This window comes from Streptomyces sp. NPDC089799 (genome assembly GCF_040684755.1).
Taxonomy (GTDB): domain Bacteria; phylum Actinomycetota; class Actinomycetes; order Streptomycetales; family Streptomycetaceae; genus Streptomyces.
The window spans coordinates 161692-179781 of record NZ_JBFBGR010000004.1 but is presented as its reverse complement, the minus strand read 5'-3'; the positions used below and the strand labels follow the sequence as shown (position 1 = coordinate 179781).

Genomic DNA, 18090 nt, shown 5'->3' with positions numbered 1-18090 from the left:
CAGAATCGGCGGCATGACGAGCCCCGCACCCTCCGCCGACGAGCCGGTCTACCAGGACCGGGTGTACCGCTCACCCATGGCCATGGTCGGCGGCGTGCTGCTGCTCGCGCTGGTCGTGTGGCTGTGCGGGGACGCCCTGGTGCGCGGGACCGGGAACGAGCCCTGGTTCGGGGCGGCCGCGGCACTGCTGGTCGTGCCGCTGGCGGTGGCCTTCACCCTGCGGCCGGCCGTCTTCGCGAACGCGGACCGGATGCGGGTGCGGAACCCGTTCCGCACCATCGAGCTGCCCTGGGCCTCGGTGGAGGCACTGCGCTCGGGGTACTCGGCCGAGGTGTGCACCGAGAACGCCAAGTACCAGCTGTGGGCGATCCCGGTCTCGCTGCGCGACCGGAAGAAGGCGAACCGGCAGATCGCGCGGCGCGAGGCGCTCTCCCGCAAGGGCGAGATGGATGCGCAGTCCGCCGGGGACACCCCGCGGGCGCAGGCCGACAAGCACGTGGACGAGCTCCGCGAGCTCGCCGGGAACGGGGCCAAGCGCGAGGGCGCCCAGGGACCGGCCGTCGTGCGGTGGGCGTACGAGATCATCGCCCCGGCCGTGGCCGGAGCCGTGCTGATGACTGTGCTGCTCGCCACGCGATAGGCCGAAGCGGAACCGGAGCCGCGGAAGGCCGCGTCATCGCAGGTGTGCAGCGTCATCAGGCCGGCGGAAACGCGGCCATTCCACTCCGGCTCCGGATCCTGGGCGGCGTGCTGCTGGCCGCCCACCTGCTCTTCGTCGGCTGGCTGACCCTGCGGCCGCTGGACGTGCCGTGGGCGGCCGCCCCCAATCTGACCCCGCTGGCCGGGATCCGGGCCGATCTCGCCTACGGGCCCCCGGAGGCGGCCTGGCTGATCGGCTCGTCGACGGCGCTGCTGGCGCCGCTGGGGGTGCTGCTGCCGCTGGTGAGCGGGCGCCTCGCACCCTCCCCGCTGGCCGCCTGGTCCTCGCTGGCCCGGACCACCGCCGCCGGGACGCTGGCCTCGCTGGTGATCGAGCTGCTGCAGACCGCGGTGCCCGGGCAGGTGGTGGACATCGACTCGGTGCTGCTGAACACGGCCGGCGTGGCGCTGGCCCATCTGGCCGTCGTACCGGCGATGCGCTCCCGGCTGCGGCGCAGGGCGGAAAAGGGAGGAGCGGAATCCAGGGGGCCGCTGTCCCGCGGGACGGAATCTCAGGGGTCGACCCCGAGGATTCCCAGGGTCAGGCTCGATCCGTGGACCGAGGTCCTTTCCGCGGTACCGCGGGAGTATTGATTCATCGCAGAGAGATGAATCGATGAGGAGAGACCCATGAGCGCCCTTGTTCGCCCGCGTGACGGACGGTGGATCGGCGGAGTCTGCGCCGGTCTCGCACGACGCTTCGGCATTTCCGCGAACACCATGCGGATCATATTCGTCGTCTCGTGCCTGCTGCCCGGCCCGCAGTTCCTGATCTATCTGGCACTGTGGCTGCTGATGCCGAACGAGAAGAATTCCGCCGTGGCCTGGTGAATGCCCGGCAGGCTAAAGGCCCGGCAGGTGAATGCCCCGGCCGGTACACGCCCGGCCGGGAGAAGAGCGGGACGGCTCAGTGCGCGTTCGCGCGGAGCTTCTCCAGCTGCTTGTCCGTCACCTCGTGCGGGACCTCGGCCGGGGACTTCCCGCCGGCCACGTTGAGGGCCATCAGGCGGACGACCGTCGCGCCCTCGCGCACCACGACCAGGTGCACCCGGGCGGAGACGCCCTCGGCCGCGGCGACGGTGGTCCAGCTGACGCTCTCGTCGCCGTCCGCCTCGTACGCCGCCGGCTTGACCTCGGTGTAGCGGCCGGTCTGCTTCTCCACCGTCGCGGAGAAACCGGTGCCGCAGGCGGCGACCGCGTCCCGCAGCCGGCCCATCAGGCGCTTGGCGTCGTCCTCGGAGTAGGAGCTGATCGAGGCGGACACGGCCAGGCCGAGCTGCTTCTGGGAGCCGACGCCCCGGTTCACCGTCTCGCGGGCGGTGGGGTCCGGCTCGTCGCCCATGATGTCGGCCAGCGGCTGGCAGGGCTTCTTGTCCGCCTGCGGCTGCCCGTCAGGGGCGCTGGGGTTCTTGCCCTGCGCGGAGATCTGGTAGCCGGGCAGGTCGCCCTGGACCAGCGCGGCCCTTTCCAGCGGGGTGCGGGCGGCGGGTGGTGCGCCCGGGGCGCCGGAGGCCGCGGGTGCGGCGGCGGAGCCCTTGGGATCGGGGCGATGGCCGGCCGGACCGCTCTTCGCACCGCTGTCCGAGCCGCCGCAGCCGGCCGTGCCGAGCAGCAGGGCGGGCAGCAGTGCGGCGACCGCCGCGGATGACTTCAGGCGCATGACCGAGACCTCATACCCCGTGTGGTGAAAGGCGGTTGGGGGGTGATCGTGGCACACCGCACGGCGGGGCGCCCACCCGATCGAACGGGCGTGCGCCGCGCCGTGCGCGCGTACGAATGCGGGACGGGTCCCGCGGGGATCAGCCGCCGATGCCGCCGGGCAGGGGCAGACCGCCGAGCAGGCCCGTGACCTGGCCGACCGCCGCGCCGGGGTCGGTCGCCCCGGCCTGCTGGGCGCCCTGCTGGTGCGTCAGGCCCTCGGCCGTGTTCGCGACCATGCCCAGCGCGTCGGTGGGGTTGAGCGCGGGCAGGGAGGAGGCGGAGGCCGTGCCGGCGGCGGCAGCGGCGGCGGCCATGCCGAGGACGGCGACACCGAGGGTCTTGGCAGCAGACTGCTTCATGAGAATTCGGTCCTTGCGACGGGGACTTGAGCGGCTCCGCAAACTAGCCAGTCCAAACCCGCCCCCGCAAACATCATCCGATACGAGAAAGCGCCCGGGCCGTGACCGGCCCGGGCGCTCCCCCGCTGTGTTCAGCTCGCCTAGACGGCGACAGAACCGCTGGTCGAGGCGGTCTGCTTGAAAAGCCACTCCGACTTCAGCTCGGCATAACCGGGCTTGATCACGTCGTTGATCATCGCCAGTCGTTCATCGAAAGGAATGAACGCGGACTTCATCGCATTGACGGTGAACCACTGCATGTCGTCGAGCGTGTAGCCGAAGGTGTCGACCAGGTGCTCGAATTCCCGGGTCATGCTGGTGCCGCTCATCAGCCGGTTGTCGGTGTTGACCGTCAGGCGGAAGTGCAGCTTGCGCAGCAGGCCGATGGGGTGCTCGGCGTAGGAGGCGGCCGCACCGGTCTGCAGGTTCGAGGTGGGGCACATCTCCAGCGGGATGCGCTTGTCCCGGACGTACGAGGCCAGGCGGCCCAGGGTCACGCCGCCGTCCGCGGCGACCTCGATGTCGTCGATGATCTTCACACCGTGGCCGAGGCGGTCGGCACCGCACCACTGCAGGGCCTGCCAGATCGACGGCAGGCCGAAGGCCTCGCCGGCGTGGATGGTGAAGTGGTTGTTCTCGCGCTTGAGGTACTCGAAGGCGTCCAGGTGGCGGGTGGGAGGGAACCCGGCCTCGGCGCCGGCGATGTCGAAGCCGACCACGCCGTTGTCCCGGTAGCGGTTGGCCAGCTCCGCGATCTCCAGCGCGCGGGCCGCGTGCCGCATGGCGGTCAGCAGGGCGCCCACCCGGATGCGGTGGCCGTTGGCCCTGGCCCGGCGCTCACCCTCGCGGAAGCCCTCGTTGACCGCCTCCACGACCTCTTCGAGGCTCAGACCCGCTTCGAGGTGCTGCTCGGGGGCATAGCGGATCTCGGCGTACACCACGCCGTCCTCGGCCAGGTCCTCGGCGCACTCGGCGGCGACCCGGTACAGGGCCTCCTTGGTCTGCATGACGGCGCAGGTGTGCGCGAACGTCTCCAGGTAGCGCGGGAGGGAGCCGGAGTCGGCGGCGTCCCGGAACCAGACGCCCAGCTTGTCGGCGTCGGACTCGGGAAGCTTGTCGTAACCGACCTGGCCGGCCAGGTCGAGGATGGTCCCGGGACGCAGGCCGCCGTCGAGGTGGTCGTGCAGCAGCACCTTCGGAGAGCGGCGGATCTGGTCCGGGGTCGGCAGGGTGGGGGTCTCGCTCGTCATCTGCGCACTCTACTCCTACGCGCGTAGAGTTCCCGACCGTTCCAGGGGGTCGATATGTAACGGTGACCGTGCAGACGGGTGGCGTACGCGTGCGTGCTCTGACAGTGTTCCGGCGTGACCCAGCATGAGACGCCGGAGCGCGGGGCCCTCCTGGGGCGGGCCAGCGGCGCGGACGGATCCGGCACGGCAGTCGGCGGAGCGGTGATCCTCTTACCGGGACGCCCCGGAATGCCCCTCCTGTCTCCCGGTCCGGTACGGGCGCTGGTGCGGGAACTGGCGCGGGCCGGCGGCCCGGACGGGCTGGCGGCCCATGTGGTGCGGGGCGGCGCGGACGACTCCCCCGAGCGGGCGGTGGACGAGGTGGTACGGCGCTACGGCGACGTGCCCGTCTGCCTCGCCGGGTACGGGACCGGCGGCCTGGCGGCACTGCGGGGCGGCGGGCATCCGGCGGTCAACTCGGTGCTGGCCCTCGCCCCTTGGGTTCCGGACGAGCCCGCCTCCGTACCGCCGGAACCGGTCAAACACCTCGCCGGACGGCAGGTGTTGATCGTGCACGGCACCAACGACGGGCGCGCGGATCCGGAGTTGTCGTTCCGGCTGGCCGCGCGGGCGAAGAAGGCGAATCGTTCGACCTGCCGTTTCGAGGTCCACTCCGACGGGCACCGGCTGCGCGAGCACCGTGCCGAAGTGGTCGCGCTCGCCGTGGACTTCGTCCTCGGGGCGGTCATGGGCGGCCGCTGGTCCCGCCCGGTCACCGACGCCCTGGCGGCTCCGCCGCCGCTGGGCCTGCGGATGCCGCTGGCCTCGGGCTTCGGCCGGTCGCTGCGCGGCTGACGGACCGGGCCGACGGACCGGGCTGACGGGCCGGGCAGGCAGGCCCGGGCCGGCGGGCTGGGCGCGGGGCGGAAACGTAGAGTGGAAACGGACTCGGGGCCCGCTCGGGGATCTCCCTGGGAGGCGACATCGCGATGGCCGGAATCCAGCTCAGAAACTTCGACAAGCCGGACGAGACCCGCCCCTTCGAGGGCGGCAAGGGCCGGCTGGACCTGTTCCAGACGGCCGGCGGCCCGGTCGGCCGCGGGGTCTTCGAGCCGGGCTGGCGCTGGTCGGAGCACGTGAAGCCGATCGCGGGCACCGACAGCTGCCAGGCGGCCCACACCGGCTACGTGGTCAGCGGCCGGATGAAGATCGTGATGGACGACGGGGAGACCGCGGAGATGGGCCCCGGCGACTACATCGAGATCGCCGCCGGCCACGACGCGTGGGTGGTCGGCGACGAGCCGTGCGTGGCGCTGGACTGGACCGGCTACGGGGACTACGCGAAGCGGGCGTGAGGCGGGCCGGACGGGGCGGCTGCCGCCCGGGCAGGTGCGTCCGCGGCCGGAGCGGCACTCGCCCGGGTCGAACGCGCTCGAACGCCGGAACGCGCGGACGGCGGCCGGAGTCGGGGTCGCTCGGGCGGGGTCGCCCGGCGGTCGCTTCCGCGGTCACGTCGGTGACAGGGGCGGGGCCGGGCCGGGGGGCGTCCGGACGGTCGCGTCCGCAGCCGGAGCCGGGGCGCTCGGACACACGGCGCGGGAGCCTGACCCGCGGGCGTCCGGGCAGGGACGGCGGCGGCCGGAGTCGGGCGCTCGGGTGGTCCGACGGCGCCCTAGTCGCCGCCGCTCGGGCGGCCGGGGCAACGACCGGGCCGTAACCGCCTGGGCGCCTCCACCGGGCCGTAACCGCCTGGGCGCCTCCACCGGGCCGTAACCGCCTGGGTGCCTCCGCCGGGCCGCCCGTACCGTCCCCTCTCGGTCGGACGGCGCCGGCGGGTCGGCGTGCCCCCCGCGAGACGCCGCCCGTCCACTCTGCCGGTCCGATGGGCGTTGCAGGCCCGCCGCCGGGCCTCGTATTGCCGCCTTGCGGGAATACGAGGGGTTTATGAAACCCCCCATCAAGGGACGAATAGCCACATGCCGGCCGAGCATCAGGTGAACGGCGCGGGCGACGGCGCCGCCGATCTGAGTCCCGCCGCCCTGCGGCTCTACGCGTACGCCGTCGAGCGGCACGCCTTTGCCGCCTGCGAGGCGACCCGCGCGCTCGGCGCCCGGGCCGCCGCCGCGATCACCGAGCTGGCCGCCGCCCACCTCCTCCAGCGGGCCCCGGACGGCGGCCCGGACCGGTGGTCCGCCGTACCTCCGCGCGCGGCCGCGGCCCGCGCGCTGGCGCCGCTGGCGCTGCGGGTCCGGGAGACCCATGACGAGATGGACCGGCTCCGGGAGCGGCTGGAAGCCCTGGTGCCGGCGTACGAGGCGGGGACCGCACAGCGGGACCGGACCGGCTCGGGCGGCCTGGAGGTGGTCACCGACCTGGGCTCCGTACGGGCGCTGATCGCGCAGCTCTCGGCGGGCTGCGAGGCGGAGCTGCTGATCTCGCAGCCGGGCGGCGGCCGCCCCCAGGAGGTCCTGGAGGACGCGATCGGGCGGGACGAGTCGATGCTGGAGCGCGGCGTCCGGATACGGACGATCTACCAGCACACCGCCCGCTACTCCCGGCCGACCGCCGCCTACGTGGAGCGGGTGACCGCCCTGGGGGCGCAGGTCCGCACGCTCGGGGACGGTCTGCCGCGGATGCTCGTCTACGACCGCAGCACCGGCCTGATGGCGGTGCACGACGTGCCGGGCGCGGCCCTGGTGGTGCGGGAGCCGAGCGTCGTGCACTTCATGGCGGAGGTCTTCGAGCGGTCGTGGGTGGCGGCGGACCCGTTCGCCACCACGGTCGGGCCGGACCAGGCCCGCTCGCTCTCCGACGAGCTGCGCCGGGCGATCGTACGGATGCTCGCGGAGGGCCTGGAGGACAAGGTCATCGCCCGCCGGCTGGGTATGTCCGAGCGGACCTGTCAGCGGCACATCGCGGAGATCATGCGGGCGATGGGGGCCAAGTCCCGCTTCCAGGCCGGGTACGCGGTGGCCCGGAGCACGGCCGGGGCGCCGCTCACGACTCCGGGATCAGCCGCCCCCGGCGGGACATCAGGAACCGCTTGAACGCGGCCACCGGCGGGGTGTCCGGGTGGCCCTCCAGCCAGGCGACCCCGATCTCCCGGACGGCGCGCGGCGCGGTCACGGTCAGCTCGACCACGCCCGGGCGGGGCACCGCGGGCGGCGGCAGCAGGGCCACGCCCAGGCCGGCGGCGACCAGGCCGCGCAGGGTCTCGGCCTCCTCGCCCTCGAAGGCGACCCTGGGGGTGAACCCGGCCTCGGCGCACAGGTCGTCGGTGATCCGGCGGAGCCCGTAGCCCGGTTCGAGGGTGACGAAGGTTTCCTCGGCCGCCTCGGCCAGCCGGATCCGCTTGCGGGAGGCGAGCCGGTGGTCGTCGGGGACGACCAGCCGGAGCCGCTGCTCGTCGAGGCGGCGGGTGGCCAGGTCGGGTGCGTCCGGCACCGGCGAGGTCAGGCACAGGTCGAGCTCGCCGGCCCGGAGCCGTTCCAGCATGGCCTCGCCGTAGTTCTGGACGAGGGAGAAGCGGACGCCGGGGTGGTCGGCCCGGAAGGCGCGGATCAGTCCGGGCACGGTCTCCGGGCCGAGGGTGTGCAGGAAGCCGAACGCCACCTTGCCGGCGTGCGGATCGGCGTCCTGCCGGACGGATTCGGCGGCCCGGCCGATCTCGCCGAGCGCGCGCTCGGCGGAGGCGAGGAAGGTGCGGCCGGCCGTGGTGAGGGAGACGGTGCGGCCGGTGCGGGCGAACAGCGCGATGCCCAGGTCCTGTTCGAGCCGGACGATCGCCCGGGACAGGGTGGACTGCGGAATCCCCAGCTCGTGGGCGGCGCGGGTGACGTGCTCGTGGCGGGCGACGGCGGCGAACCAGGCCAGCCGGGGGGCCAGCAAGCTTGTCAGCGTGATGTCTTCTTCGTAACGGCTCATCGACAAGCACCCCTGTGAGCTGTGCTGATGCACGAGTGGATCGATTTCCGCGATTCTACGCATTGGACGCATGAAAGAAGGGGTCCTACCGTCGAGGTATGCCTCCCGCCCATACCGGGGCGGCCACCACCGTGGCCGCCTCCACCCCGTCGTCCCCCGAGCCCCTCTCCCCCGGCACCAGCGGCTACCGCCGCATGAGCCTCGCGCTCTTCGCCGCCGGACTCGCCGTCTTCGTCCTCCTCTACTCCACCCAGGCGCTGCTGCCCGCGATCTCCGCCGACTTCGGCGTGACGGCCGGTCAGGCCAGCTGGACGGTGTCGGCCGCGACCGGCGCGCTCGCCCTGTGCGTGCTCCCGCTGAGCGCGCTGTCCGAGCGGTTCGGGCGGACCCGGATGATGCTCTGCTCGATGGCGGTGGCCGTGGCGGTCGGCCTGCTGGTGCCGTTCGCGCCGAACCTGGAGTGGATGGTCGCGCTGCGCGCCGTCCAGGGCGCGGCGATCGCCGGTGTCCCGGCGTCCGCGATGGCGTACCTGGCGGAGGAGGTCCGGCCCAAGGCGCTGGTCGGGGCGATCGGGCTGTTCGTGGCCGGCAACTCCATCGGCGGGATGAGCGGCCGGCTCGTCACCGGCTGGGCCGCCCAGATGTGGGGCTGGCGTGCGGCGCTGCTGACCGTCGGCCTGCTGGCGCTGGGCTGCGCGGCGGTGTTCGCCGCCCTGCTGCCCCGGGCCCGGTTCTTCCGCCCGGCCTCGCTGGATCCGCGGGCGGTGGGCCGTACGGTCGCCGGTCACCTGCGGGACCCGCTGCTGCTGCGCCTGTACGGCATCGGCGCGCTGTTCATGACGGTCTTCGGCGCGGTCTACACGGTGATCGGCTACCGGCTGACCGAGGAGCCGTTCTCGCTCGGCCAGGGCGCGGTCGGCTCGGTCTTCCTGATCTACCTGGTGGGTACGGCGGCCTCGGCGGCGGCCGGGCAGCTGGTGGCCCGGCTGGGCCGGCGCGGCGCCCTCTACCTGGCGGTCACCACCACCGCGCTGGGCCTGCTCGCCTCGCTCTCCGAGTCCCTGGGGCTGATCCTGCTCGGGCTGGTCCTGATCACCGCCGGGTTCTTCGCGGGGCACGCGGTGGCCTCCTCCTCGGTGAGCCGCACCGCGAAGACGGGCCGCGCGCAGGCGTCGGCGCTCTACCAGTCGGCGTACTACCTGGGCTCCAGCGCGGGCGGCACCCTCGGCGCGCTGGCCTGGCACTCCGGTGGCTGGCCGGCCACGGTCGGGCTGGCCCTGGCCGCCGTACTCGGGGTCGTGTCGATCACCGTGTACGGGTCGCGGGTGGCGCGCACGGAGCTCCGTGCGGAGCAGCGGGTGGCGCGGGCGGAGCGACGGCTCGCCTCCGCGTAGCAGTGGAGTGACTCGTACGCCTTCCGTATGAGTCGATATACGACGGCCCGGACGCAACCGCGTCCGGGCCGTCGTGCGTCCACCCGCCTACAGACGCAGCACATGGCTGCGCTTCGGTCGGGGAGGCCGACGTGAGCACATCAGGCAGGACACTGCGCATCCGGGTGGCGGTGGGCGGCGGGGCACTGGCCCTGGCGGCCCCGCTGGTGGTGCTGGGGGGCGGTACGGCACAGGCCGCCTCGTGCAATCTGACCACCGGGCCGTACCAGCGGCAGGTGGAGCAGTTCCTCGGGCGCCCGGTGGACGGCAGGCAGTCCGCCGCGGACTGCACGGCCATCAGGGCCTTCCAGGCCAAGCACGGCATCACGCCCACCCAGGGCTACGCCGGCCCGCTGACCTGGCAGACGATGAACACGATGCTCGCCCAGCGGGCGGCGGGCACGAACCCCAACAAGTCGGGTGCCTGCCCGACCAACCGGGGCCGGATCGCCTGCGTCGACCTGACCCGCCAGCTGAGCTGGATCCAGGACGGCGGCAAACTGGTCTACGGCCCGGTCCCGGTCCGCACCGGCAAGGACGGCACGGAGACCCGCACCGGCCTGAAGAAGATCTACTACCGCAGCATCAACCACTGGTCGTCGCTCTACAACGTGTCGATGCCGTACTCCCAGTTCTTCGACGGCGGCATCGCCTTCCACTCCACGACCAAGAGCATGTGGAACCCCCCGGGCTCCGGCGGCTGCGTGAACATGACCTCCACGGACGCCAAGGCCTACTGGAACCTCCTCTCCAAGGGCGAGGACGTCTACGTCTGGGGCCGCAAGCCGGGCACCTGACCGGCCTCGGACCTGCAAGGACCGTGTTTCCGGCTGCCGTTGTCAGTGGGCTCGGGTAGTTTCCGGAGGGACGGGAACTACGCAGGGGGACGGCCGACATGAGTGACCTCGCGACGACGGATCCGGTGCTGGACGAGGCGATGGAGCGGTACCGGGTCGAGCTGACCGGGTACTGCTACCGGATGCTCGGCTCGTCCTTCGACGCGGAGGACGCGGTCCAGGACACGTACGTGCGGGCCTGGCGCAGCTTCGCGAAGTTCGAGGGGCGCTCCTCGCTGCGGTCCTGGCTGTACCGGATCGCCACCAACGTGTGTCTGGACCTGCTGAACGCCGGAAACAAGCGGGCCCGGCCGATGGACCTGACCGCGCCGCAGGCGCAGGCGTCGGCCGTGCTCAACGAGCGGCCGGAGGTGACCTGGCTGGAGCCGGTGCCGGACGGGCGGGTGCTGACGCAGACCGCCGATCCGGCGGAGGCGGCGCTGGCCAAGGAATCGGTGCGGCTGGCGTTCGTCGCGGCGCTGCAGCACCTGCCGGCGAAGCAGCGGGCCGTGCTGATCCTGCGGGAAGTGCTCGCGTGGAAGGCGGACGAGACCGCGGAGCTGCTGGACACCACGGTGGCCTCGGTGAACAGCGCGCTGCAGCGGGCGCGGGCGACGATGGCGGCGCATCCGCCGCGGGACAGCAGCCCGGCCGATCCGCTGGACGCGGACCAGGCCGAGCTGCTGGGGCGCTACCTGACGGCCTTCGAGGCGTACGACATCACCGCGCTGACCGCGCTGCTGCACGAGGACGCGGTGCTGTCCATGCCGCCCTTCGACCTGTGGCTCCGGGGCATTCCCGACATCGCGGCCTGGCACCTCAACCAGGGCATCGGCTGCAAGGGTTCGCGGCTCATCCCCACTACCGCGAACGGCATGCCGGCCTTCGGGCAGTACCGGATCGCGGAGGACGGCAACGGGCACACGCCGTGGGCGCTGCAGGTGCTGGAGATCTCAGACGGGCGGATCGTCGGGCTCAACGCCTTCCTGGACACGGCGCGGTGGTTCCCGCTGTTCGGCCTCCCGGAGCGGCTGGCCTAGCGGCTCCCCGAGCCCTACGAGGTCCAGCAGGCCGTGCAGGGCGGGCGAGGCCCGCACCCGGAACGACACGCCCAGGCCGCGCGCGGTCAGCGCGGCCCGGGCGAGTGCGTTCACCGTCCGGAGCGTGGGCGTGGTGAGGGCGGTGGCATCGCACACCACCTCACCCGGCCCGTCCCGGCAGATCGCCCTCACACGCGCGCACAGCTCGACGGGGTCGGCTTCGGGCCCCTCCAGGGGCAGGGTTTTGATCTCCACACGGGTGATGACCCTGGGGAGGGCCGAAATTCATCGGTTGACGCCCCTCGGCCGTCACGTCGGGAAATCGGACGTGCTCAGATCGAGATCGAAGGGCGCGGGCAGGTGGAACGTCTCGCCGAACTTCCCTGACTGCAAGACCCTGTAGACGTCCTCTTTCGGCTCGCCATAGAGCGTGATCGTGGGCCCACCAGGGGCGAAGCCGTCGACAAGCAGGTACAACGGTACGCCGGCACGGGCGTAGCCGGCAGGCTTGACCAGGCGGTCGTGCCGGAGGCTGGAATGCGAGGTGATCTCGACGACGAGCTCCGCCGCTGCCGCCGGAACGAAGTTCTCTCCCTTCGCATCGAGCACGACGGCACGGGGAATGACCACCACGTCGGGGATGTACATGCCGCTTCTGGACGGAATGGCCATCGCCAGCGTCTGGAAGACGGCCCACTCGTCCGGCACCTCGGCGGCCAAGGCACGGTTGAGATCGGCAGCGATGAGGTTGTGCCTGTTCGCGGGTGCCGGCGTCACGGTGATAAGCCCCTGGATGATCTCCACCCGGCAGCCCTCCGGCCAGTCCATCTCCTCCCAGAGACTGACCAGCCGATCCCAGTCGTCCCCGCCCGCGGGCAGGTGCTCGACTGCGAGTGCGCTCATGGTGTGCTCCTCAATCGGTTCGGCACCGATCCCAGCATGCCGAACGGGACCGGCGGGGGTCCACCGGTCCCGTTCACCCGAATGGGAAACCGCAGGTCAGGCGATGCGGTCCAGCACGATCGGCGCAGCCGAGAAGTCGGTGCCCGCCGCGGCGACGTCGTACGTGCCCTCCAGGGAGGCCAGGGCGTACTCGAACTTCTCCGGGGTGTCCGTGTGCAGCGTCATCAGCGGCTGGCCGGCCGTGACGGAGTCGCCCGGCTTGGCGTGCAGCTCGATGCCCGCGCCCGCCTGCACCGGGTCCTCCTTGCGCGCGCGGCCCGCGCCCAGGCGCCAGGCGGCGACGCCGACCCCGTACGCGTCCAGCCGGGTCAGCACGCCCGAGGCCGGAGCGGTGACCACGTGCTGCTCGCGCGCGACCGGGAGCTTCGCGTCCGGGTCGCCGCCCTGGGCCGCGATCATCCGGCGCCAGACGTCCATCGCGGAGCCGTCCGCCAGCGCCTTGGCCGGGTCGGCGTCCTTGATGCCGGCCGCGTCGAGCATCTCGCGGGCCAGCGCCAGGGTGAGCTCGACGACGTCCGCCGGGCCGCCGCCCGCCAGGACCTCGACCGACTCGCGGACTTCGAGGGCGTTGCCGGCCGTCAGGCCGAGCGGTGTGGACATGTCCGTCAGCAGGGCGACGGTCTTGACGCCGCTGTCCGTGCCGAGGCCGACCATGGTGCGGGCCAGCTCGCGGGCGTCCTCGATGTTCTTCATGAAGGCGCCGGAGCCGACCTTCACGTCCAGGACCAGGGAGCCGGTGCCCTCGGCGATCTTCTTGGACATGATCGAGGAGGCGATCAGCGGAATGGCCTCCACCGTGCCCGTCACGTCACGCAGCGCGTAGAGCTTCTTGTCGGCCGGGGCCAGGCCGTCGCCGGCGGCGCAGATCACCGCGCCGGTGGTGTCCAGGACGTTCAGCATCTCCTCGTTGGAGAGCAGCGCGCGCCAGCCCGGGATGGACTCCAGCTTGTCCAGCGTGCCGCCGGTGTGGCCCAGGCCCCGGCCGGACAGCTGCGGCACCGCCGCGCCGCAGGCGGCGACCAGCGGGGCCAGGGGCAGGGTGATCTTGTCGCCGACGCCGCCGGTGGAGTGCTTGTCCGCGGTCGGGCGGGAGAGGGAGGAGAAGTCCATGCGCTCGCCGGACGCGATCATCGCGGCGGTCCAGCGGGCGATCTCGGTGCGGTTCATGCCGTTCAGCAGGATGGCCATCGCCAGGGCGGACATCTGCTCGTCGGCCACGACACCGCGGGTGTACGCGTCGATGACCCAGTCGATCTGCTCGGGGCTCAGCTCACCGCGGTCACGCTTGGTGCGGATGACGGAAATGACGTCCATGGCAGTTCCAGTTCCTTCCGGACATGTTCGTACGAGCGCGACTCTACGCGCGTTGAGGGGGAGACGGGTACGGCCCCCGCACCGGACGGGGTGCGGGGGCCGTGGCAGAGGCCCTAACGGAGATGGTCCGGGCCGAACGCCTGGGGCAGCATCGCGGAGAGCGGCAGGACGCCCTCCGGAGTGTCCACCTGGAGCTCGGCGCCGCCGAACTCGAACAGCAGCTGGCGGCAGCGCCCGCACGGGACCAGGAGCTCGCCCTTGCCGTCGACGCAGGTGAAGTGCGTCAGCCGGCCGCCGCCGGACGCCTGCAGGGCCGAGACCAGGCCGCACTCGGCGCACAGGCCGAGGCCGTAGCTGGCGTTCTCGACGTTGCATCCGGTGACCACCCGGCCGTCGTCGACCAGGGCGGCGACTCCGACCGGGAAGCCCGAGTACGGGGCGTAGGCCCGGGACATGGCGTCCCGGGCGGACGCCCGCAGGGCCTCCCAGTCGGGGGTGTGCGCGTCCGTCACCGGCGTCACTTGCCCTGGCCCTTGCGGTACGGCATGCCGTCCGCCTTGGGCATCCGCAGGCGCTGCGCCGACAGGGCGAGCACCAGCAGGGTGGTGACGTACGGGGCGGCGTCCACGAACTGGCTCGGGATCTCGTCGGTGACCGCGTACAGCAGGAACAGCAGGGCCGCGAAGACGCCGGTGACGATCGCCTTGGTGGTCTGCTTCTTGTACAGCTGCCAGGCGGCGACCAGGACCAGCAGGATCGCGATCAGCAGCACCACGGCGAGCACGTTCTCGGCGCCGCCGCGCAGCTTGAGGCTGTCGGTGAAGCCGAACAGGCCGGCGCCGAGCGCCATGCCGCCGGGCATCCAGTTGCCGAAGATCATCGCGGCGAGACCGATGTAGCCGCGGCCGCCGGTCTGGCCCTCCTGGTAGATGCCGGTGGAGACGATCGCCAGGAAGGCGCCGCCGAGGCCGGCCAGGCCGCCGGAGACGACCACGGCGATGTACTTGTACTTGTAGACGTTGACGCCGAGGCTCTCGGCGGCGATCGGGTTCTCACCGCAGGAGCGCAGGCGCAGACCGAAGGAGGTCCGCCACAGCACCCACCAGGTGGCGGGGATCAGCAGCAGCGCGACCACGGTCAGCAGCGACAGGTCGGTCAGCACACCGCCGACGATCCCGGCGATGTCCGAGACCAGGAACCAGTGCTTGTCCTGGAGGTCGGCCAGCGAATCGGCGCCGGGCACGGTGAAGCTGGTGATCGGCTCGATGCGCGGGGACTGCTTGGAGGAGCCGCCCGGGGCGTCGGCGAAGGTGAACTCCGACAGGTACTGGGTGAAGCCCAGCGCCAGGATGTTCACGGCCACACCGGAGACGATGTGGTTGACGTTGAAGGTCACGGTCATGACCGCGTGCAGCAGGCCGCCGAGCGCGCCGCCGACGATGCCGAGCACGACACCGGTCCACGGACCCCACTGGTAGCCGGCCCAGGCACCGAACCAGGTGCCGAGGATCATCATGCCTTCGAGACCGATGTTGACCACGCCCGCGCGCTCGGCCCAGAGGCCGCCGAGGCCGGCCAGGCCGATCGGGACGGCGAGCTGGAGCGTGCCGGAGATCTGTCCGACCGAGGTGAGGTCGTCGGCGCCGGAGATCGTGCGGACCAGCGAGACCAGCAGGAGGCCGCCGGCGATGATCAGCAGGATCCAGGGCAGGGTCAGCTTGCGGCGGCCGCCCGGGGCGGGTGCCGCTTTCTTCGCGGAAACGGTTCCGGCGCTCACGCCGCGACCTCCTTGTCGGTCTTGATGGCGTGGCCGGCGGCCAGCTCCTCGCCGACCTTCTGCTGCTGCCGGCGGGTGCCGTAGCGGCCGACGAGCTCGTAGGAGACGACCACCGCGATCACGATCAGGCCCTTCATGATCGTGCCGATCTCCTTGGCGTAGCCGGCCGTGTCCAGGCCGGCCGACGCCTTGTCGATGAACGCGATCAGCAGGGCGGCGAAGAACATGCCGACGGGGCTGTTGCGGCCCAGCAGGGCGATGGTGATGCCGGTGAAGCCGACACCGACCGGGAAGTTCAGGCTGTACGTGTGGCTCTCGCCGAGCAGGACCGGCATGCCGACCAGACCCGCGATCGCGCCGGAGATCAGCATCGCGGTGATGATCATCCGCTTGGAGTCCACGCCCGAGGCGGTGGCGGCGGACTCGCTGGCGCCGCTGGCGCGCAGGTCGAAGCCGAACCGGGTGCGGTTGAGCACGAACCAGTAGACGATGCCGAGGGCGAAGGCCACGAAGGTGAAGCCGTAGATCTCGCCCGAGTCGCCCATGTTGAGGGCCGGGAACCAGCCGGACTCGGCGATCTCACCGGTGTTCAGGTCGTTGGAGCCGGGCGGCTGCACGCCGAGGTTCTTCGGCAGGATCAGCCAGGCGATGATGCTGGTCGCGATGGCGTTCAGCATGATCGTGGAGACGACCTCGCTGACGCCGCGCTTGGCCTTGAGGACACCGGCGATGCCGGACCAGGCGGCACCCACCAGCATGGCCACGACCATGATCAGCAGGATGTGCAGCGGGCCGGGCAGGGTCACCGCGGCACCGACGACGGCGGAGACCATCGCGGCGAACCGGTACTGGCCGTCGACGCCGATGTTGAAGAGGTTCATGCGGAAGCCGATCGCCACCGCGAGGGCCGCCAGGTAGTACGTGCCGGCCTGGTTCACGATGAGGATCTGGATGTCCTCGTACGTGCCGTTCTCGATCATCAGGCGCAGCGGCTCGACCGGGTCCACGCCCGTCGCGGCCAGCACGACCATCGTCAGCAGGAACGCGCTGACCAGTGCCAGCGCCGGCCCGGCGATGCCGAGGATCAGCCGGTCCTTGTCGAATTTCTTCATCGGGCCTCGTCCTCCGTCGTGTCACCGTCGGCAGCGGCGGAGTTGGTGTCGTCGGCTTCCAGGTGTCCCGAGGCGGCGCCGGTCATGGCGGTGCCCAGCTCCTCCGGGGTGATGGTCGCCGGGTCGGCGTCCGCGACCAGGCGGCCGCGGTAGATGACGCGCAGGGTGTCGGACAGGCCGATCAGCTCGTCCAGGTCGGCGGAGATCAGCAGCACGGCCAGGCCCTCGCGGCGGGCCTCGCGGATCGCGTCCCAGATCTGCGCCTGCGCGCCGACGTCCACACCGCGGGTGGGGTGGGCGGCGATCAGGAACTTGGGGTTGTGGCTCATCTCGCGGCCGACGATCAGCTTCTGCTGGTTGCCGCCGGAGAGCGAGGCCGCGGTGACCTCGATGCCGGGGGTGCGGACGTCGTACTCGCGCACGATCCGCTCGGTGTCCTTGCGGGCGGCCTTCGGGTCGAGGATGCCGCGCTTGGAGTTGGGGGCCTCGGTGACGTGGCCGAGGATGCGGTTCTCCCACAGCGGGGACTCCAGCAGCAGGCCGTGCCGGTGCCGGTCCTCGGGGATGTAGCCGATGCCGCCCTCACGGCGCTTGCGCACCGGGGTCTTGGTGATGTCCAGGCCGTCGAGCGTGATCACACCCGTGTCGGGGGCGTTCATGCCCATCAGGGCCTCGATGAGCTCGGTCTGGCCGTTGCCCTCGACGCCGGCGATGCCCAGGACCTCGCCCTTGTGGATGGTGAAGCTGACGTTGTCGAGCAGGAGCCGGCCGGCGGGCACGTGCTCGTGCACCTCTTCCGAGTCGAGCTCGGTGTTCGGCGCCATCGCCTCGGGCATCGTGATGGGCGCCTTGTCGGCCAGCGTGAGGTGCTTGACCTGGAGCATCGGCGTGGTGGTGACCGTGGACTCGCGGGTCTCCGGGGAGGGCAGCTCCGCGCCGACCATCAGCTCGGCGAGCTGCTTGGTGGTGGCGGTCTTCGGGTCGGCGGTGCCGACCGTGGTGCCGCGGCGGATGACGGTGATGTCGTCGGCGACCTTGAGGATCTCGCCCAGCTTGTGCGAGATGAAGATGACGGTCAGGCCCTCGGCCTTGAGCTCGCGGAGGTTGTCGAAGAGCGCGTCGACCTCCTGCGGCACGAGCACGGCGGTCGGCTCGTCGAGGATGAGGATCTGCGCGCCGCGGTAGAGGACCTTGAGGATCTCCACGCGCTGCCGGTCGGCGACACCGAGGTCCTCGACCAGCGCGTCCGGGCGCACGCCGAGGCCGTACGCGTCCGAGATCTCCATGATCTTCTTGCGGGCCTTGGCACCGATGCCGTACAGCTTCTCGCCGCCGAGGACGACGTTCTCCAGGACGGTGAGGTTGTCGGCCAGCATGAAGTGCTGGTGGACCATGCCGATCCCGCGGGCGATCGCCTCGCCGGGGCTGTTGAAGGAGACCTGCTCCCCGTTGATCGCGATGGTGCCCTCGTCCGGCTTCTGCATGCCGTAGAGGATCTTCATCAGGGTCGACTTGCCGGCACCGTTCTCGCCGATCAGGGCATGCACGGTGCCCTTGCGGACGGTGATGGCGATGTCCTTGTTGGCGACGACGCCGGGGAAGCGCTTGGTGATGCCGTGCAGTTCTACGGCGAGGGGCGGGCTGGACGCGTTGATGACGCACTC

General features: G+C 71.8%; 19 protein-coding genes. 9 read left to right on the top strand and 10 right to left on the bottom strand.

Annotated elements, in window-relative coordinates:
- The first annotated feature begins 13 nt into the window (after nucleotides 1–13).
- Genes AB0O36_RS05415 through AB0O36_RS05405 form a run of 3 tightly spaced genes read left to right on the top strand, consistent with a single transcriptional unit; the run spans nucleotide 14 to nucleotide 1530 of the window.
- A complete protein-coding gene (locus AB0O36_RS05415; protein WP_365104344.1) occupies nucleotides 14–640 on the top strand; it encodes a PH domain-containing protein in 627 nt (208 codons plus the stop codon).
- A gap of 44 nt (nucleotides 641–684) precedes the next feature.
- Nucleotides 685–1293, top strand: coding sequence for a VanZ family protein (locus AB0O36_RS05410; protein WP_365104341.1), 609 nt, complete (start codon nucleotides 685–687; stop codon nucleotides 1291–1293).
- A 36-nt stretch (nucleotides 1294–1329) separates the two neighbouring features.
- Nucleotides 1330–1530 carry a PspC domain-containing protein gene (locus AB0O36_RS05405; RefSeq protein ID WP_365104338.1) on the top strand — a complete coding sequence of 67 codons (201 nt, stop codon included), beginning with the start codon at nucleotides 1330–1332 and terminating at the stop codon, nucleotides 1528–1530.
- A gap of 76 nt (nucleotides 1531–1606) precedes the next feature.
- Here AB0O36_RS05405 and AB0O36_RS05400 read toward each other — a convergent pair whose 3' ends face one another.
- The 3 genes from AB0O36_RS05400 to AB0O36_RS05390 form a co-directional block, all read right to left on the bottom strand.
- Nucleotides 1607–2359, bottom strand: coding sequence for a hypothetical protein (locus AB0O36_RS05400; RefSeq protein ID WP_365104336.1), 753 nt, complete (start codon nucleotides 2357–2359; stop codon nucleotides 1607–1609).
- A 139-nt stretch (nucleotides 2360–2498) separates the two neighbouring features.
- Complete coding sequence (locus tag AB0O36_RS05395; protein WP_365104333.1) at nucleotides 2499–2759, bottom strand: hypothetical protein; 261 nt, start codon at nucleotides 2757–2759, stop codon at nucleotides 2499–2501.
- A 140-nt stretch (nucleotides 2760–2899) separates the two neighbouring features.
- On the bottom strand, nucleotides 2900–4048 hold the full coding sequence (locus AB0O36_RS05390) for an adenosine deaminase (protein ID WP_365104330.1): 1149 nt from the start codon (nucleotides 4046–4048) through the stop codon (nucleotides 2900–2902).
- A 114-nt stretch (nucleotides 4049–4162) separates the two neighbouring features.
- On the opposite strand from AB0O36_RS05390, the gene AB0O36_RS05385 reads away from it, so the two are divergent.
- The 3 genes from AB0O36_RS05385 (at nucleotide 4163) to AB0O36_RS05375 (ending at nucleotide 7074) form a co-directional block, all read left to right on the top strand.
- Nucleotides 4163–4882 (top strand): alpha/beta hydrolase, encoded by a 720-nt coding sequence (locus AB0O36_RS05385; protein WP_365104328.1) that lies wholly within the window; start codon nucleotides 4163–4165, stop codon nucleotides 4880–4882.
- Between the two features lie 134 nt (nucleotides 4883–5016).
- Nucleotides 5017–5382, top strand: a complete 366-nt coding sequence (locus tag AB0O36_RS05380) for a cupin domain-containing protein (protein WP_365104325.1) — start codon at nucleotides 5017–5019, stop codon at nucleotides 5380–5382.
- A 621-nt stretch (nucleotides 5383–6003) separates the two neighbouring features.
- A complete protein-coding gene (locus AB0O36_RS05375) occupies nucleotides 6004–7074 on the top strand; it encodes a helix-turn-helix transcriptional regulator (protein ID WP_365104322.1) in 1071 nt (356 codons plus the stop codon).
- Here AB0O36_RS05375 and AB0O36_RS05370 read toward each other — a convergent pair.
- A complete protein-coding gene (locus AB0O36_RS05370; protein ID WP_365104319.1) occupies nucleotides 7025–7951 on the bottom strand; it encodes a LysR family transcriptional regulator in 927 nt (308 codons plus the stop codon). The two genes, AB0O36_RS05375 and AB0O36_RS05370, sit on opposite strands and share 50 nt — an antisense overlap.
- Before the next feature lie 98 nt (nucleotides 7952–8049).
- Between AB0O36_RS05370 and AB0O36_RS05365 the strand changes: the two genes are divergently transcribed.
- The 3 genes from AB0O36_RS05365 (at nucleotide 8050) to AB0O36_RS05355 (ending at nucleotide 11260) form a co-directional block, all read left to right on the top strand.
- On the top strand, nucleotides 8050–9345 hold the full coding sequence (locus tag AB0O36_RS05365) for an MFS transporter (protein ID WP_365104317.1): 1296 nt from the start codon (nucleotides 8050–8052) through the stop codon (nucleotides 9343–9345).
- Between the two features lie 170 nt (nucleotides 9346–9515).
- Nucleotides 9516–10181, top strand: a complete 666-nt coding sequence (locus tag AB0O36_RS05360) for a L,D-transpeptidase family protein (protein ID WP_365104686.1) — start codon at nucleotides 9516–9518, stop codon at nucleotides 10179–10181.
- A gap of 98 nt (nucleotides 10182–10279) precedes the next feature.
- Nucleotides 10280–11260 carry a sigma-70 family RNA polymerase sigma factor gene (locus AB0O36_RS05355; protein WP_365104314.1) on the top strand — a complete coding sequence of 327 codons (981 nt, stop codon included), beginning with the start codon at nucleotides 10280–10282 and terminating at the stop codon, nucleotides 11258–11260.
- 309 nt (nucleotides 11261–11569) lie between these two features.
- Here AB0O36_RS05355 and AB0O36_RS05350 read toward each other — a convergent pair whose 3' ends face one another.
- From AB0O36_RS05350 to AB0O36_RS05325, 6 genes are all read right to left on the bottom strand, one after another.
- Nucleotides 11570–12163 carry a Uma2 family endonuclease gene (locus tag AB0O36_RS05350; protein WP_365104311.1) on the bottom strand — a complete coding sequence of 198 codons (594 nt, stop codon included), beginning with the start codon at nucleotides 12161–12163 and terminating at the stop codon, nucleotides 11570–11572.
- 96 nt (nucleotides 12164–12259) lie between these two features.
- Entirely contained in the window at nucleotides 12260–13537 is a 1278-nt protein-coding gene (locus AB0O36_RS05345) for a thymidine phosphorylase (RefSeq protein ID WP_365104309.1), read from the bottom strand.
- A 113-nt stretch (nucleotides 13538–13650) separates the two neighbouring features.
- Nucleotides 13651–14058, bottom strand: a complete 408-nt coding sequence (locus AB0O36_RS05340) for a cytidine deaminase (RefSeq protein WP_365104308.1) — start codon at nucleotides 14056–14058, stop codon at nucleotides 13651–13653.
- On the bottom strand, nucleotides 14055–15314 hold the full coding sequence (locus tag AB0O36_RS05335) for an ABC transporter permease (protein ID WP_365104305.1): 1260 nt from the start codon (nucleotides 15312–15314) through the stop codon (nucleotides 14055–14057). Before AB0O36_RS05335 ends, AB0O36_RS05340 begins: the two co-directional genes overlap by 4 nt.
- Nucleotides 15311–16426, bottom strand: a complete 1116-nt coding sequence (locus AB0O36_RS05330) for an ABC transporter permease (RefSeq protein WP_365104302.1) — start codon at nucleotides 16424–16426, stop codon at nucleotides 15311–15313. The genes AB0O36_RS05335 and AB0O36_RS05330 overlap by 4 nt, the downstream gene beginning before the upstream one ends.
- The gene (locus AB0O36_RS05325; RefSeq protein ID WP_365104683.1) at nucleotides 16423–18048 is read right to left on the bottom strand and encodes an ABC transporter ATP-binding protein; all 1626 of its coding nucleotides are present in this window, start codon (nucleotides 18046–18048) and stop codon (nucleotides 16423–16425) included. Before AB0O36_RS05325 ends, AB0O36_RS05330 begins: the two co-directional genes overlap by 4 nt.
- Nucleotides 18049–18090: the final 42 nt, after the last annotated feature.

What these genes read in the sequence shown, in the direction of transcription:
- AB0O36_RS05415 (WP_365104344.1), top strand. Translation starts at nt 14, where the DNA reads ATGACGAGCCCCGCACCCTCCGCCGACGAGCCGGTCTACCAGGACCGG.
- AB0O36_RS05405 (WP_365104338.1), top strand. Translation starts at nt 1,330, where the DNA reads ATGAGCGCCCTTGTTCGCCCGCGTGACGGACGGTGGATCGGCGGAGTC.
- AB0O36_RS05400 (WP_365104336.1), bottom strand. Translation starts at nt 2,359, where the DNA reads ATGCGCCTGAAGTCATCCGCGGCGGTCGCCGCACTGCTGCCCGCCCTG.
- AB0O36_RS05395 (WP_365104333.1), bottom strand. Translation starts at nt 2,759, where the DNA reads ATGAAGCAGTCTGCTGCCAAGACCCTCGGTGTCGCCGTCCTCGGCATG.
- AB0O36_RS05390 (WP_365104330.1), bottom strand. Translation starts at nt 4,048, where the DNA reads ATGACGAGCGAGACCCCCACCCTGCCGACCCCGGACCAGATCCGCCGC.
- AB0O36_RS05380 (WP_365104325.1), top strand. Translation starts at nt 5,017, where the DNA reads ATGGCCGGAATCCAGCTCAGAAACTTCGACAAGCCGGACGAGACCCGC.
- AB0O36_RS05375 (WP_365104322.1), top strand. Translation starts at nt 6,004, where the DNA reads ATGCCGGCCGAGCATCAGGTGAACGGCGCGGGCGACGGCGCCGCCGAT.
- AB0O36_RS05370 (WP_365104319.1), bottom strand. Translation starts at nt 7,951, where the DNA reads ATGAGCCGTTACGAAGAAGACATCACGCTGACAAGCTTGCTGGCCCCC.
- AB0O36_RS05365 (WP_365104317.1), top strand. Translation starts at nt 8,050, where the DNA reads ATGCCTCCCGCCCATACCGGGGCGGCCACCACCGTGGCCGCCTCCACC.
- AB0O36_RS05355 (WP_365104314.1), top strand. Translation starts at nt 10,280, where the DNA reads ATGAGTGACCTCGCGACGACGGATCCGGTGCTGGACGAGGCGATGGAG.
- AB0O36_RS05350 (WP_365104311.1), bottom strand. Translation starts at nt 12,163, where the DNA reads ATGAGCGCACTCGCAGTCGAGCACCTGCCCGCGGGCGGGGACGACTGG.
- AB0O36_RS05345 (WP_365104309.1), bottom strand. Translation starts at nt 13,537, where the DNA reads ATGGACGTCATTTCCGTCATCCGCACCAAGCGTGACCGCGGTGAGCTG.
- AB0O36_RS05330 (WP_365104302.1), bottom strand. Translation starts at nt 16,426, where the DNA reads ATGAAGAAATTCGACAAGGACCGGCTGATCCTCGGCATCGCCGGGCCG.